The following is a 13,979-nucleotide window of genomic DNA, read 5'->3' as shown; positions in this document are numbered from 1 at the left end:
TGCAAAAGTTAATCAGGAATGATGAAGAGATCGCACACATCCCTAATGGCAATTTTTAAGCAATATATATCTAAGATATTACAAAGAGCGATCGCTATCTGCAAAAATTCTTCAAAACATACTAAGAGCAAAAATTTACAGTGTAACTGCCATCATAACCGTGAAATCAACTCATAAAACCACAAGCATGACAACACAAGACGCACGACAATCCGCCCCAGCTACCGAGCGCAATCGCCAACCAATTCTCGAAGTCCTTTTAAAAGTATTGCCTGACAGTGGAACAGTCTTGGAAATTGCCAGTGGTACAGGTGAACACGCAGTTTATTTTACATCGCAACTGAGAAATGTGATGTGGCTACCAACAGATGTCAGCCCCCAAGCCAGAGCTAGTATAGTTGCCTGGACTGAACACTATGAATGTCAAAACATTTATCCACCACTGGAACTTGATGCTAAGGAACCTGTGTGGGTGGTAGAGCAAGAAACAACAACCCAGTTGCTAAATAATTCGCCCATTGTCGCCATCGTCAATATTAATATGATTCACATTTCACCTTGGTCAGCCTGTTTAGGACTGATGGCAGGGGCGAGTCGTATTTTACCTGTGGGCGGTATTCTTTATTTATATGGGCCTTTTAAACAAGGTGGAGAACATACAGCCCCAAGTAATGCCGCTTTTGATGAATATTTACGTTCCCAAAACCCAGAATGGGGTGTGCGTAACTTAGATGATGTCATAGCCGCCGCTCAAACCGAACATCTTGTCTTGAAACAGATTTACGAAATGCCAGCCAATAATCTCTCCGTAGTTTTTGAACGGACTGATATCATGTCCGCTTAATCAATTAAAGTCACCTGAGCTAATCGACGTACTCCCTCTTGTATTTTCTGATGACTGAGTTCAGCATATCCAAAGATAAATTCACTACCAGGGCTATCTTTTAAATATTGAGGAGATGCTGCCCCTATATTCACTCCAGCCAGAGCAGCACGCTGAACTATTTCATCATCACTGAGTTTGGTATTGAACTTGACCATTAAGTGCATTCCGGCATTTTCTCCTAGTATTTTGATTTTGTCACCAAAATGGTCAAATAAAGACTGTACCAAAGTTTGCCTGCGTCCGTCGTAGAGCGATCGCATCCGTCTAATATGTCGTTCTAAATGTCCTTCGGTAATAAAATCAGTCAAGGTGTATTGTTCTAATAAACTGCATTGCCGATCTGCTAACCATTTCCCACGGGCAAATATTGGTACTAAATCTGGAGGTAAAACTAAGTAACCCAGACGTAAAGCCGGAAATAAAACTTTAGAAAATGTCCCCACATAAATGACTGAGTTACCTTGGTCTAATCCTTGCAATGCGGGAATCGGTCGTTCACCATAACGATACTCGCTATCATAGTCATCTTCAATAATCATTACCCCTGATTTTTTTGCCCAAGCTAGTAACTCTAACCTGCGAGTCAGAGATAGTGTCGCACCTGTGGGAAATTGATGTGATGGGGTGACATAAACAAGTTTAATGTTAGGAATTATACCTGTTGTTAAATGATGGACAATTAATCCTGACTGATCTACAGCTACAGGAAATAAATTAGCTCCCTGGACTAAAAAAGCTCGTCTAGCACTTAAATATCCTGGATCTTCCACTGCTATGCAATCACCAGGGTTAATTAATATACGAGTAATTAAATCAATCCCCTGTTGTGAACCACCGACAATTATGATTTGCTCAGAGTTACATTTCACGGCTCTGGAGCGAGATAGATAAGCTGCGATCGCTTCCCGCAAAAGTTGATAACCCTGTGAATTATAAGTATAATCAAGCACTGACTTACTAGACTGACAATGGCGAGATAAGAGCTTACGCCACAACTTAATCGGAAACTCATCAAAAGCGGGTCGTCCATAACTAAAGCTAATCTCTACATCTGCTTCGGGGATGTGTAGAAATTTACCCTGACTCAACCTTTCACCATAGGTTGACAAGGATATGGTACGCGGATTTGCTGGTAATTTTGCTTGAATAGGTGTGGTGTTGAGTAAATCATCAGGGAGTTGACGACAGACAAAAGTTCCCGAACCAACACTGGTTTCTAGATAACCTTCACTCAGAAGCATTTCATAACTTTGGGTAACGGTGGCGCGAGAAACACCAAGTAATTGAGCCAGTACACGAGTTGAAGGTAGCTTTTCTCCTGGAGTTAATCTCCCTGTAAGAATCGCCTGACGAATTTCTGTATAAACTTGGCGATGTAAAGGTAAAGCTGCTTGGGAATCAATACTAATCACAAAATCCATTGGAGTATCACAGATACGTGGACTGGTAATTTAATTGAAAAGTGGCTCTTGTATCACTCCACTTACCTGATTACTCTAACGATATAGAGTAGAAACTTTCAGTTATGCCTCAACCAAAAACGCCCAGCCAAAGAACTACAGTTAAACGTGTACCCCAAAGAGCCAACTACGAAAGTGAGACAATTTATCAAATATTAGATGAAGGATTAGTCTGTCATGTTGGTTTTATTAATGATGGACAACCTGTTGTCATTCCTACAGCCTATGGGCGGATTGAAGATACATTGTATATTCATGGTTCACCTGCTAGTCGAATGTTACGATCGCTGCAACAAGGTATTGATGTTTGCGTCACCGTAACTTTAATTGATGGGTTGGTATTAGCGCGATCGGCATTTCACCACTCCATGAATTATCGCTCAGTGGTTATTTTTGGTAAAGCAACTTTAATCGAGGATGTAGCCCAGAAATTAGCAGCCTTGCAAGCATTTACAGAACATGTCATTTTAGGAAGATGGCAGGAAGTGCGATCGCCCAATCATCAAGAATTATCTAGAACAATAGTGTTATCTTTGCCCCTAATAGAAGCCAGCGCCAAGATTCGGACTGGAGGGCCAATTGATGATGAAGTTGATTATCAAATACCCGTCTGGGCTGGGGAAATTCCCTTAAAATTGACGGCGGCTGTACCTATAAACGATGCTAAATTAGCTTCCAATATTGCAGTACCGCCTAATTTCAAAAACTATACCAGACCACAGAAACTGAACTAATGTCTAAGACTTAAGCACAAAGATTTTCTGTGGAAACTGGGTGTAAGGGTTTGGGATACATAATAAATTCACCAAACTCTGAGTTTAAAAATCCAAAAATAAGTAAGCGCCAGAGTTACAACAGTTAGCGGTAGCCCAAATCGCAAATGTTCGCCAAATGTCAGCCGATATCCTTTTTTAGCAACTGCCTCCGCTACAATCAAATTGGCAACAGAACCCAACAGCGTTAAATTTCCTGCCAGTGTGGAAGCCGCAGCTAGTAGTAGCCAAGTTTGCTTGTCAGGGTGGGGAATGAGGTGATGTAGTAACAGTACCGCCGGGACATTAGATACTAAATTCGATAACAACACCGTGACTCCCAAAATACTCCAGGGAGTATGAACGAAAGGGGAAAACCATTCCAGCGCCCCCAATTTTTGGACACCTTCAGTCAGGATAAACAACCCACAAAACATCAAGAGCAAATCCCAGTCAACTTTTTGCAAAATTCGCGCTGGTTTGATCCGGCGTGTGACGAGTAATAATCCAGCCGCTATCAAGGTAGCTTCCGCCGTGGGAATTCCCAGCAAAAAAGCTATCAACAACCCAGTAGTAATTAATAAACTCTTGGCTAACAAAGGCTTGAAGGTGCGATAGCGTGGTAGTTCGACTTTTAGATAAGGACGCAGCGATCGCACCTCTGGATATAACCACCATAACCAACCTACCTGAATTACCAAACCGATTAAAGCTAGTGGTGTCAAAGCCTTGGCAAAGTCTAGATAACTAATCCCCGAAAACGAACCAATTAAAATATTCTGTGGATTACCACTCAGGGTAGCAACAGAACCCAGATTAGTTGCACCAGCCAACGCCAACAAATAGGGAACAGGGTTGAGACTGAGTAACTGAGTGATACCAACTACCAAAGGCGTGAGGATAAGGGCGATCGTATCATTGAGAAACAGTGCTGAGAGAAAGCCACTGCCAAAAGTTAAGACTATCAATAACCCAAATGGACTGTGGACATAACGGATAGTGTAATCAACAGCCAACTGGAAAAAACCAGAAGCCGCCAGATTAGCACTAATAATCATCATCCCAAACAAAAAGACAAGGGTTTTGTAGTCAATAGCACTCCACGCCGCAGATAAATCCAGTAATCCCAGTGCCATTAAAAAAGCCGCGCCCACAAGGGCGATTGTGGCACGATTCATCCGTAGTCCAGGTAAATAGCCCAGTCCTAGACCAATATAAGTCAGTAAAATTACCAAGTATCGTAGAACTACCATTACCTACTTTCCCGCCCTAGCTAACAGAGATGTAGATTGAATCCCCAGAGGGTTATTTAGTTGGTGTTTGCTCTTCCAATTTATTAATGCGGTAATCCTGCATCTGATTAGCAGCCTTGAGTTCTTGGCGGATCATTCTCATCTCAGATTCGATTTTGGTGAGCTTACCACCAGCAGAAAAACCCCCACTAAGTAAATATAATCCTGTTTGGGTAACTACGGTCACAATAGTTACCAACATCCCAATTCGTTCTGTAGTCATATCAATCTAATGCACAAGCAAAACACAAAGATATAAAAGTAATACTGGTATAAGCCGGAGTGGATGCGTGAAGCCCTGCTAAAGATACCGCGCCGCTACTGCTATCGATAGCGACTCTTGCCGCAGTATTGGCATTGTTGGTTAGCACTGGGCATTCCACACGTACGGTATAAGCAGGGCGATAGCCGACGGGTAAAGTAAATATGGTGCTTGGGGTAGATGGAGCCGACGAACGAGATACCGAGCCTCTAAGCTCAAGCCGTCCATCAGCTAGTAACCTATATTTCAGCGTTTCGGTTGTTTGTTGCCAACTATTTTGTAGTGTCGGCGTTTGCCACGCGCCAGGAGTAACGTTAGCGTTTGAACCAGGATCACCCTTGTCCCCTTTCTCACCCTGGATACCTTGAGGGCCTTGCTCACCAGTGTCGCCCTTGTCCCCTTTCTCACCCTTCAAAGTGCCATCAAGGAAAGCTGAATTGAGAGCATCTAAGGTTAAATCCGGCTCATATTTCCATGAACTTTTACCAGTAATTCTCTTAACCAAATAGACAAGACTTTTGACTATTTGCACTAAATTCAAAGTGTCATCATTGGCAGCAGGAAATTCATCATCATTAATGTTAATTGGCATCATCACCACCGATTAATTCATTTAAGTAATCAACAGAGGTTTGTACCGTATTTATGGCATTAACAACCGATGATAAATCTTGATTACTGAGTGAAAAAGTAGTATTTCTTTTGATGCTCAAGGTAGTGTTTCCAATATATCTATTTGGGTAAAATTTCAGTTTAAACCTGCCTAAATTATTGGAGAATGTGACTACCTGTGACCCAAGTTTTAGTAATTCACCAACACCAACCGTAGAACCTAAATCAATAAAGATTTGCTCAACTCTTCCACTAGTTCTATATTTTCTTGACGGGTTAGCGTCAACATTGATTATTAGTTGCTCTTGCCCTTCAAACAAATAAGGAATCAGTACAGACTCAACTATTTTCAAATCAAATCTATACTGATTTTTAAATACTAGTTGAAATTCATTATTCATCTACTTAGTAGAGAGTGAATAAGTGCGTCCATTGGGACTAACAAAACTTTGGGGTTTCTTACTAGCACCTTGCAGAAACTTTTTAATGTCCGCAATTGTGGCATCAGCCGGAACGGGAACAGAAAGATACTTGACTTTCACACCCTTTCTCGTAGCAGTATTACTTTGAGTGCCAGGTAAAGGTACTTTAATCCGCTTTGCACCAAAACTACCCCTGACAGAAACTTTAATTTCTTTTTTCCCTTTACTGCTTGCTGGTGCTTTACGAGTCACGGTAGCATCAGGTACGATTTTCAATCCTAACTTTTCAGCAACAGACCTCAACATATAAACATATTGAGACTTTGCGCCTTTACCTTGACCACTGCCAGATTTGAATAAAACTGTAGCTCTAGGGCCTAATTTACCAGCCATTTAATTACCTACCTATGAATAAATTGTGGATATTCATGAATTAGAGATAATCAATGGCATGAACAGTAACATCACCATTAGTTGCAGCCGCAGTGGTAAAAGGCATATTGGCGCTAATGGTAGCAGAGCCAGTTTCTAGATCAAACTGCACCTGTACATTATTTGGCTGGTTCTCGGCAGGTGTAACAGCTTTTTCTGCTGCTGCAAGTAGATTAGCCATTTCTAACAATGCTTCAGGCAAAGTATCAGAAGCTAAATCACCACCGCCGTTAGCAAAATCGCTGTAAGGTGCGCCAAGGTAATCACTAGCAGTCAATTGGATTAATCCACCAGCACCAATACTAGGTGTAACTGGAATGGTTGCAGCGACGGCAATTGTACCAGTGTCAAAGCTAACAGTTGTAGAGATATTTCGGCGTGGTGTCAGCCCTGGGTTAGCACCATTGCGGGTATTCTCAGCAGCGTCTAAAGCTCTACAGATTTCAAATAAAGCTGCTGGTAATTGGGTAGATTTTAAAGTTCCTGCATCGCCTGGATCAAAAGTAGACATTCTATCCTCACGGTAATAAATGTAATAGCCGTACTTATAGTCAGTCGTAGCCTTGAAACTGGCTTGAGACAAGGGAAACTGTAGAGATACTTTCTTTGGGTCTACGGTCGAAGAAAGTAAGTTAATAAATCCAGTTGAAATAACAAGCTGATTATTAATCGTGCTAATTGAAAAATTTGTTTTTTGTAAAGTGTCAGTAATTCCACTAGGTAATTCATCAATAGCATTATTCCAATCGTCATTGATTATGTTTCCTGATGGCGTAGTTGCACTACCTCTACTATCTCCACCATTAATATTGACATTATTCTTGTTTTGAATCAGCTTGTTGATAGGAGTTTTTGGTAAAAATATGTACCAATTACGTTTCCATTTAAACCCTATCTTGATTCCTTTTTTTGCTAGGCTTTTAACTAGCTGTAATAGATAAACATCAGAGTATTTTAGCAGTTTAGCAAGAGTTTGTAATTTAATTGCTAATCTGCCATTAATCATAAAAACAGAATCAAATTCTAAAACATTATTCATTTCTTCCTCAGCTTTTTAGACCATTCTGGAGCATCATCTTTTTGACCATTGGGGAAAAATTGCATTAATGTTGGAGTCACGGAAGATTCTTTTCTACTAGCATTTGAATCTGTTACTGTTGGCGGGTTGATATTTTCTAAAAATTTTGGCTCAACGTATTGCTTAAGAATACCAATAACTCTTAAACACTCTTGTTTAGACTTACACCAAACAGTAATTTTAGAATTATCATTTAATTCTTGTACACCTAAAAAAGAACCTTTTTCGTAGTCTGGGAATTTCGGATCATGCGTTTGACCGTAGCGGTAGTGTGGTAATAATAATGTCCACCTTGTTCTGCCAATCTTGCCGTTACCTTTATTTTCAGCATACTGGATGGCTAATTGTGGTTTTTGGCCGCTACGAGTCGGCCAGTGATCTGGTACTGAGAGAAAAGCTTCAAATTCTTTATTTTTCGCTAAACAAAGTTCTTCATTCGCTTTGCATAACTCTTCATGTTCCGAAATTATGGTTTTTGAGTTATTGGCAGTTCCAGATTTATTTGCGATCGCTGTCACAGTGGTATTAACTCGTTTTGGTTTCCAACTGCCATCCGGCTGTTGTTCACATACGCAAGTAGGAACCTGAATACTTACAAACTTCACATCTGCATCCTCTCCTGGCTTACCATCTTTTCCGTCTACACCATCACGCCCGTTTAAACCATTGCGACCGTCTACACCGTCACGCCCATTCACCCCGTAGCCGTTTTTACCGTCAACGCCGTTTCTACCATCTGTGCCGTTGCGACCATTTAACCCATTTCTACCGTCAACGCCATTTCTGCCATCTGTACCGTGACGACCATTTAGCCCATTTCTGCCGTCAACGCCGTTACGACCGTTTAACCCAGTTCTACCGTCAACGCCGTTTCTACCATCTGTGCCGTTGCGACCATTTAACCCATTTCTGCCATCTGTACCGTTGCGACCGTTTAACCCGGTTCTACCGTCAACGCCATTTCTACCATCTGTACCGTTGCGACCGTTTAGCCCATTTCTGCCATCTGTGCCGTTACGTCCGTTAGTTCCGGGTAAACCTCGTAAACCGGGACGACCATCTAAACCGTTACGCCCGTCTCGCCCAGGACGACCATCAACACCGTTTCGCGGTATAGGGTAAGGTTTTAAGACTGCATCAACGCCGTTACGACCGTCTCGCCCGTCTCGACCGTCCCGCCCAGGACGACCAGCTAAACCATTTTGACCATTTCGACCGTGAATGACAATTGGTGCTGGTGCGGGACGGTAAATATATTCAAATTTGTTTTCGACTTTGACTCGTTCTAATGTGATGGTTGTAACTTGACCGTCTTGACCGTTACGACCATCAACGCCATTCCGTCCGTCACGTCCGTTAACACCATCACGACCAGGACGACCATCAACGCCGTTACGACCGTCAACGCCATTTCGTCCGTCACGTCCATTAACACCATCACGACCAGGACGACCATCAACGCCATTCCGCCCATCACGTCCGGGTAGTCCTGGTCTACCGTCACTACCAGGAAGTCCGCGCTGTCCATCATGTCCGGGTAGTCCTGGTCTACCGTTACTACCAGGAAGTCCACGCTGTCCGTCACGTCCGGGCAGTCCGCGTCTACCGTCACTACCAGGAAGTCCACGCTGTCCGTCACGTCCTAGTCGTCCGTCAACGCCGTTACGTCCATCTCGTCCCGGTCGTCCTGGTTGTCCGTCTCGTCCGTCACGTCCTGGTCTGCCATCTCGTCCGGGTGTTCCACCGCGACCAACTTGACCACGCAGGGCATTTACGCCAAGTTGCAAAGCATTAACAGTATCTTCGAGTGATAATTGCCCCTGCTGAATTTGCTGGACTAAATGCTTCAAAAACAGTAACGAATCTATCAACTCAAGAATGGTACTGATTTTATCAAGTAAACCAGCTATCTTACCTAGAGCTTCGCTGGCTTTAGCTACCGCACCAGCCGCCGCACTAGCAGCAGCACCAGCCGCCGCCATTGCTGCCGCCGCTAATGCTGCCGCCGCCGCCACAGCTACCAAAATTGCTTTGAGTTCTTTGATCTCGGCGCGTACATCCTCTACTCCTGCTAATGCTTGATACGCTCTAGAATCCGCTTGATATGCAGTTTTTAGTGCTTCCTTGGCTAATCTACGAGCGTATTCATCAACAGGGTTAGATTTTAAATTGGCTATTCTGGCAACTTCCGCGCGTAAAGCGGCCAATTCGCTCTTAATCTCAGAACAGCAATCACTCATTATTTAACGTTCCTTAAATTTGCTGTGATGCTTGCAATTGAATTTTTAATTTCATCACAGGGAAGACAGCAGTATGTACCATTGGCGTTTTTGCACCGCATCCAACCTTCAGGACAACATGGGGCAAGATTAACAACGTTAAAGCTTTGTATTGCATAGCCACCAAGCCAACCGCCGCCTAGTCTTGTCTCACCATCAGCATGAGTCAGAATGAAATCGCCGCCATTGAGGTAGTAATCGTAGCCACCGCGAAAACAACCAACCGGGTAATAGCTGTAAGGTATGGTGGGACTACCGTTATATGAGTAGGGTATGTCTACTCTGATTTCCCAGCTTGCCATTAATAGTTATCTGGGTCGATTTCGTCGCTGTCGTCAGGTTTAGCAAGGTTAATTGTTAAAACGTCAACTCGGTAAGAATCCTGGTTTGAGCCTCGAAATGTAAAATTTGAGAATCCTCTTTCAATGAAAACTGATTGGTCTAAGTTTTCATCAAAGTTACTTTGTGTTAGTGCTTGCTTTGCTTTTACATTTATTCCTGTTAGCAAACTTTCCGCCGTGTTGTTTTCTTGTGGTGTCAATCCTGGTAAGTCAGATTTGTAAATGGTGATTGTATTTGCGTCTTGTATTGCGTTTGCACCGAATACTTCTTGTAGTGTTGGTTCTGCCATACGGATTTTTGATTAGTAAATAAATCCGTTCTAACCAGAATATAAAAAATCGTAAATCTACATCTTTTAGGTAAAAGATGTAGATTTACTGATTACCTGTAAGTATTGCTATATATACAATTGATGAAATATTTACTGTTGGTAAATATTTGAATATACCTATTTTCAATCAATGGAAATATAAACTTGTAGATGAAGGTCAATCGGCACGGACAAGCTGCTATTTTTTCTGATAAGGATTTTGAATCTATTCTGGCGGCTATGCCGGGAGAAAATCATAAGATGATTCTACGAGTTGCATACTGGACGGCTGGCCGTGCTGGGGAAGTGTGCAGCTTGATGACTAGTGATGTTTATTCGCCTGATGGAAAACCGTTAAGACGACTGACTTACCGAGCGTCACAGACTAAAACTCACCAAACTCGACAAGTGCCAATTCACAAAAACTTACGCGAGTTGCTGATTAATTATTGGAAAATTAACCAGCCTGATATCTCAGGTTACTTATTTTCGGGTAGTGAGGGGCAGCATTTGCAGCTACAAAGCTTTGATGATGCGTTTCGCCGCGCTCTGAAGAAGGCAAAACTAACTGAGTGTGGCTATTCTACACATTCGCCACGGAGGACTATCTTAACTCAGATGGCTCGCCGTGGTTGGGCTTTAAGTATGATTCAGAAATTTTCTGGCCATAGAACAATATCCAGTTTGGAAAAATACATTGATGTTGATGAGGCTGATTTAGAATTGGCGATCGCCAATTATTGACTATTTTGCGATCGCATTTTTCATCCACTACAATCAAGCTGAATATTCATTTTTTTGGCGATCGCTCTCCTGGTATGCTGGGCGATCGCATTTTTCATGGCTCCGATGTTTAGCTCCGATGATTGCGCCAGGAGTGTATTAAATTCTCAATCTCTTTTGGCGATCGTCCAAAATTGATCGCCGCCTCGATGGACTGTTTGCGATCGCGTGCTTTGGGCGAAGTGATAGAGCCAATGTAACGGCGGTGAATTTTTCGTCCTGTCATCCAGCAATAGCGCCAATACCAGTATTTACGGCTGCTACGCTCTACCCAGTATTTTTCTACCCAGTGTGTCGTCTCGTGTTGGGGGGCATTTTTTTTAGTAGTTATTGCTACGCGGTTATTGGTGGTGCTAGGGGGTAATGATGTGTCGGCTGTTTCTTGCCCCCCAACACTTTTACACGGAGACATGGCAACGACATACTTCACCAAATCAGGATATTGTTTTTCCCACTGCTGCCACGCATGTTCGTATGCTTCCGGTGTTTGGTAATGCTCTGGGTCTGGTGGCTCCTGGCGCGGGTCGTAGTTGGTGTATTTTTCTAAGTCAAAAAGTGTTAACTGACCAGTGTTGCACCGTCCGTTTTCTGATTTTGTGTTTACTGGCATAATTCAATTAGTAGAGCGGCCGCCCATCTGGTGCGGCTTTTAGTCTTTTGTCATAAGTAACTGCGATCGCTCCTCATTTGAGAAAGTGCGATCGCAGTGTCACAGGTCGCAAGCTATAACTAAGTTGGGTTAACTTGTGGGGCTTGGATTATTGACAAACTTTGTTTGCTCCTACCCCACTCCCAACAGCCCCCACCTTTCCGCACTCTGAGCCATTTTTATAAATTTTGATTTCTACTGCTGTGTGGGGAAATGTGTTACCAGATGCTGAGACTATGGCATTTTTAGGAGCCGAAAAGTTGACCTTGTGGGGTAGTTTTCCTTTGATGCTTTCTACTTTCATCGGTGTACCTGGTGGGTCTAACGAAAGAATCGAATAACCAGCAAATAATTCCTTTCCACTAGTTCCACTCCACTGAACTTCATACTTGTCTGAACCACTGGGAGAATTTACAACTGGTTCTGATGCAATCGGACTTGATTTCACTGAGGGAGTGCAGCTCTGTAATAGTGCAAATCCAACAACAACTGATAGCCTGATAAGATTTTTCATTTTCTGAGTGAAAACGATAAGTACAAATTTAGATTACCCAGTAGTTAGTTATACTTTGCTATTTACGTTCATCTAATAGGATGCTCCTTATTCATCCAATTTCGTCATAATTGGGTTAGGTATTTATGGCCGCCACAGCTGTTACTGTGGCGTGTTTCTCGTCAGCTATTCGTCATTAGGTATACCAGACACATCAATCCCTAGCGATTTGAACATAGTCTTTAAAGACACTTTGTACAATCGGCAGAGTGACGCGATGTTTTCAGCACTTGGCATAGCTTTTCCAGATTCCCAGTCAGCTTGTCGCCTCTCTGAAACGCCTATTATTTGCTTAACTTGGGGACGTGTTAGTCCTGCTTCTTCTCTTAATAGCCTCAAGGGAGACTTTTCCTGTTCTTGTTGGTTATCTTCTATCATAGACGTAAAGTTCATGAATGAAACGTCTTGACAGTAGTCATGACAGGACGTATCATTCATGTTGAACGATAAAAAAAGACCAGCCGATATTTGCTTCGGTGGAGAAACAGTTATTTTGGCTGGTTTCACAAGTGTCTCACCAAGACAGACACAGCAGAATCGGGAAGTAACACTTGATGTCATAGCCGTTGAAAACCGATGAAGGGTGATTCAGGCTACCAGTAGTCCCTAGTGCTGAGTGATAAGTGAACACTTGAGATTTGTCTCAATATAGTCGCGGATTGTAAAAAATCTGGTGACGTGCAACTGTACTGCGGCCGCAGTCTGTAACCGACCTTAGTAGGGCATTCCATATACACCAAGGCTAAAAGTGGCGACATGGAGACATGGGGTGGTGTGGAAGTAAGACCTGGGTGAAAATCCCCTAGAGGCTTGGCGTGGGGTAGTGGCTTACGCGCAGATGCACGACATGAAATTGCTGACTACTGTGTAGTTAGTTATGGATAGCAGTTTTTTATACACACGCGCAACCTTGGCGACCGATCGCACTTTTTTATGAAGGAAAAATATGTAACTCGAAAAAAACGCATTCGACAGCTAGAAAAACAAGTCAGCCAACTGCAACAGCAAGTTGAGACGTTAACCAACTTACTCGACTCTGTACACCAGATGCTTTCGCCACACGTCCACGTTTGGCGCGGAGTATGCTACGTGAATTTAAGCGCCATCACCAGACAACACCCGTTGTCAAAGTTAAACCTCGGCGCAGATTACCTAATCCCTCAATTGCACCCCGCGCTGATTTGTAACCCTACACCCTACACCCGGCGCTGCACTTCACACTTGCGCCGATACAGTCATGCCCTTTCGTTGGAGGTAATTTAGACGACAATCACTATACTTAAATTACAAATCTTGGTTGTTTTCACAAGCGACATTACCTGTGTCGCCCGAAAAATATAGGTTTTCCTCACGGCGCAAAGTTTAGCGCCGTGTTACTTCATCACGTCCATATATGCAAAGCAAAAAACCGCAAGTATCACAAACATCTACTTACAAGCGGTCACTTTCACCGTGGAAAGTTTACCGTCTTGATGATCATGGGAAATGGCATCTGGTTGAGTCATATCGCAGTCGCACAGATGCCGAGGAATATGCCGTCATTTTGCGGCGTTTATATCCACAAGTAAAGGTGGTGTTTGAATGACAATCACACTCGAAGATAAAGCTTACTTTTTAATGGACAAAAGTGATTACCTGTTGCACACCCTAGCATTAGGTTTGGCTGTCCAAGAAATCAACCGTTTAACAGGAAGTGATGAAGAGTCTTGTTTAGAATATCTTCGCCAAGCTGCTGAGGTACAGGCCAAGAAATTGTTAGTTACGGGTGCGGAAGTATCTCACATATATGTTCATGACCGAGATACTCCAGAAAACAAAATTCTTGCCGCAATTGTTGACGATAAAAGTGTTTTAAGGGTTTTTTAAA

Annotated in this window: 20 protein-coding genes; 7 read left to right on the top strand and 13 right to left on the bottom strand. The window is 42.9% G+C overall.

Going from position 1 to position 13,979, the window contains the following annotated elements; genetic code table 11:
• The first annotated feature begins 187 nt into the window (after positions 1 to 187).
• Positions 188 to 844, top strand: a complete 657-nt coding sequence (locus tag H6G74_RS00940; RefSeq protein WP_190965876.1) for a DUF938 domain-containing protein — start codon at positions 188 to 190, stop codon at positions 842 to 844.
• On the opposite strand, the gene pdxR is transcribed toward H6G74_RS00940, so the two are convergent.
• The gene (pdxR, locus tag H6G74_RS00935) at positions 841 to 2,307 is read right to left on the bottom strand and encodes a MocR-like pyridoxine biosynthesis transcription factor PdxR (protein ID WP_190965875.1); all 1,467 of its coding nucleotides are present in this window, start codon (positions 2,305 to 2,307) and stop codon (positions 841 to 843) included. The two genes, H6G74_RS00940 and pdxR, sit on opposite strands and share 4 nt — an antisense overlap.
• Positions 2,308 to 2,411: 104 nt before the next feature.
• Between pdxR and H6G74_RS00930 the strand changes: the two genes are divergently transcribed.
• On the top strand, positions 2,412 to 3,080 hold the full coding sequence (locus H6G74_RS00930) for a pyridoxamine 5'-phosphate oxidase family protein (protein ID WP_190965874.1): 669 nt from the start codon (positions 2,412 to 2,414) through the stop codon (positions 3,078 to 3,080).
• A 68-nt stretch (positions 3,081 to 3,148) separates the two neighbouring features.
• Here H6G74_RS00930 and H6G74_RS00925 read toward each other — a convergent pair whose 3' ends face one another.
• The 9 genes from H6G74_RS00925 to H6G74_RS00885 are packed head-to-tail and all read right to left on the bottom strand — an operon-like array spanning position 3,149 to position 10,106.
• Entirely contained in the window at positions 3,149 to 4,351 is a 1,203-nt protein-coding gene (locus H6G74_RS00925; protein WP_190965873.1) for an anion transporter, read from the bottom strand.
• A 52-nt stretch (positions 4,352 to 4,403) separates the two neighbouring features.
• Complete coding sequence (locus H6G74_RS00920) at positions 4,404 to 4,613, bottom strand: hypothetical protein (protein ID WP_190965872.1); 210 nt, start codon at positions 4,611 to 4,613, stop codon at positions 4,404 to 4,406.
• Position 4,614: 1 nt separating this feature from the next.
• Positions 4,615 to 5,244 (bottom strand): collagen-like triple helix repeat-containing protein, encoded by a 630-nt coding sequence (locus H6G74_RS00915; protein WP_190966114.1) that lies wholly within the window; start codon positions 5,242 to 5,244, stop codon positions 4,615 to 4,617.
• A complete protein-coding gene (locus H6G74_RS00910) occupies positions 5,234 to 5,665 on the bottom strand; it encodes a hypothetical protein (RefSeq protein ID WP_190965871.1) in 432 nt (143 codons plus the stop codon). Before H6G74_RS00910 ends, H6G74_RS00915 begins: the two co-directional genes overlap by 11 nt.
• On the bottom strand, positions 5,666 to 6,079 hold the full coding sequence (locus tag H6G74_RS00905) for a hypothetical protein (protein ID WP_190872305.1): 414 nt from the start codon (positions 6,077 to 6,079) through the stop codon (positions 5,666 to 5,668). It abuts the gene before it with no gap.
• Positions 6,080 to 6,119: 40 nt separating this feature from the next.
• Positions 6,120 to 7,157: a hypothetical protein gene (locus tag H6G74_RS00900; RefSeq protein WP_190965870.1), complete on the bottom strand. Its 1,038-nt coding sequence runs from the start codon at positions 7,155 to 7,157 to the stop codon at positions 6,120 to 6,122.
• Positions 7,154 to 9,436: a hypothetical protein gene (locus H6G74_RS00895; protein WP_190965869.1), complete on the bottom strand. Its 2,283-nt coding sequence runs from the start codon at positions 9,434 to 9,436 to the stop codon at positions 7,154 to 7,156. Before H6G74_RS00895 ends, H6G74_RS00900 begins: the two co-directional genes overlap by 4 nt.
• Positions 9,436 to 9,777 carry a hypothetical protein gene (locus H6G74_RS00890; RefSeq protein WP_190965868.1) on the bottom strand — a complete coding sequence of 114 codons (342 nt, stop codon included), beginning with the start codon at positions 9,775 to 9,777 and terminating at the stop codon, positions 9,436 to 9,438. The genes H6G74_RS00895 and H6G74_RS00890 overlap by 1 nt, the downstream gene beginning before the upstream one ends.
• Positions 9,777 to 10,106, bottom strand: a complete 330-nt coding sequence (locus tag H6G74_RS00885) for a hypothetical protein (RefSeq protein WP_190965867.1) — start codon at positions 10,104 to 10,106, stop codon at positions 9,777 to 9,779. The genes H6G74_RS00890 and H6G74_RS00885 overlap by 1 nt, the downstream gene beginning before the upstream one ends.
• Before the next feature lie 192 nt (positions 10,107 to 10,298).
• Here H6G74_RS00885 and H6G74_RS00880 point away from each other — a divergent pair, with 192 nt between their 5' ends.
• On the top strand, positions 10,299 to 10,871 hold the full coding sequence (locus tag H6G74_RS00880; protein ID WP_190965866.1) for a tyrosine-type recombinase/integrase: 573 nt from the start codon (positions 10,299 to 10,301) through the stop codon (positions 10,869 to 10,871).
• 109 nt (positions 10,872 to 10,980) lie between these two features.
• On the opposite strand, the gene H6G74_RS00875 is transcribed toward H6G74_RS00880, so the two are convergent.
• From H6G74_RS00875 to H6G74_RS00865, 3 genes are all read right to left on the bottom strand, one after another.
• Positions 10,981 to 11,520 carry a DUF4102 domain-containing protein gene (locus H6G74_RS00875; RefSeq protein WP_190965865.1) on the bottom strand — a complete coding sequence of 180 codons (540 nt, stop codon included), beginning with the start codon at positions 11,518 to 11,520 and terminating at the stop codon, positions 10,981 to 10,983.
• Between the two features lie 148 nt (positions 11,521 to 11,668).
• Positions 11,669 to 12,007, bottom strand: coding sequence for a hypothetical protein (locus H6G74_RS00870; RefSeq protein ID WP_190872299.1), 339 nt, complete (start codon positions 12,005 to 12,007; stop codon positions 11,669 to 11,671).
• 231 nt (positions 12,008 to 12,238) lie between these two features.
• On the bottom strand, positions 12,239 to 12,505 hold the full coding sequence (locus H6G74_RS00865) for a helix-turn-helix domain-containing protein (protein WP_190588374.1): 267 nt from the start codon (positions 12,503 to 12,505) through the stop codon (positions 12,239 to 12,241).
• Positions 12,506 to 12,548: 43 nt separating this feature from the next.
• On the opposite strand from H6G74_RS00865, the gene H6G74_RS00860 reads away from it, so the two are divergent.
• From H6G74_RS00860 to H6G74_RS00845, 4 genes are all read left to right on the top strand, one after another.
• Positions 12,549 to 12,692 (top strand): hypothetical protein, encoded by a 144-nt coding sequence (locus tag H6G74_RS00860; protein WP_190872298.1) that lies wholly within the window; start codon positions 12,549 to 12,551, stop codon positions 12,690 to 12,692.
• A 353-nt stretch (positions 12,693 to 13,045) separates the two neighbouring features.
• Positions 13,046 to 13,375: a hypothetical protein gene (locus tag H6G74_RS00855; RefSeq protein WP_190965864.1), complete on the top strand. Its 330-nt coding sequence runs from the start codon at positions 13,046 to 13,048 to the stop codon at positions 13,373 to 13,375.
• A gap of 130 nt (positions 13,376 to 13,505) precedes the next feature.
• Positions 13,506 to 13,697, top strand: coding sequence for a hypothetical protein (locus tag H6G74_RS00850; protein WP_190872296.1), 192 nt, complete (start codon positions 13,506 to 13,508; stop codon positions 13,695 to 13,697).
• Positions 13,694 to 13,978, top strand: coding sequence for a hypothetical protein (locus H6G74_RS00845; protein ID WP_190965863.1), 285 nt, complete (start codon positions 13,694 to 13,696; stop codon positions 13,976 to 13,978). The genes H6G74_RS00850 and H6G74_RS00845 overlap by 4 nt, the downstream gene beginning before the upstream one ends.
• Position 13,979 lies beyond the last annotated feature (1 nt).

It is taken from the genome of Nostoc spongiaeforme FACHB-130, assembly GCF_014698475.1.
In the GTDB taxonomy this organism is placed as follows: domain Bacteria; phylum Cyanobacteriota; class Cyanobacteriia; order Cyanobacteriales; family Nostocaceae; genus Nostoc_B; species Nostoc_B spongiaeforme.
Note: the sequence above shows the minus strand (reverse complement) of the source record. Positions and strands in the feature narration are given on the sequence as shown.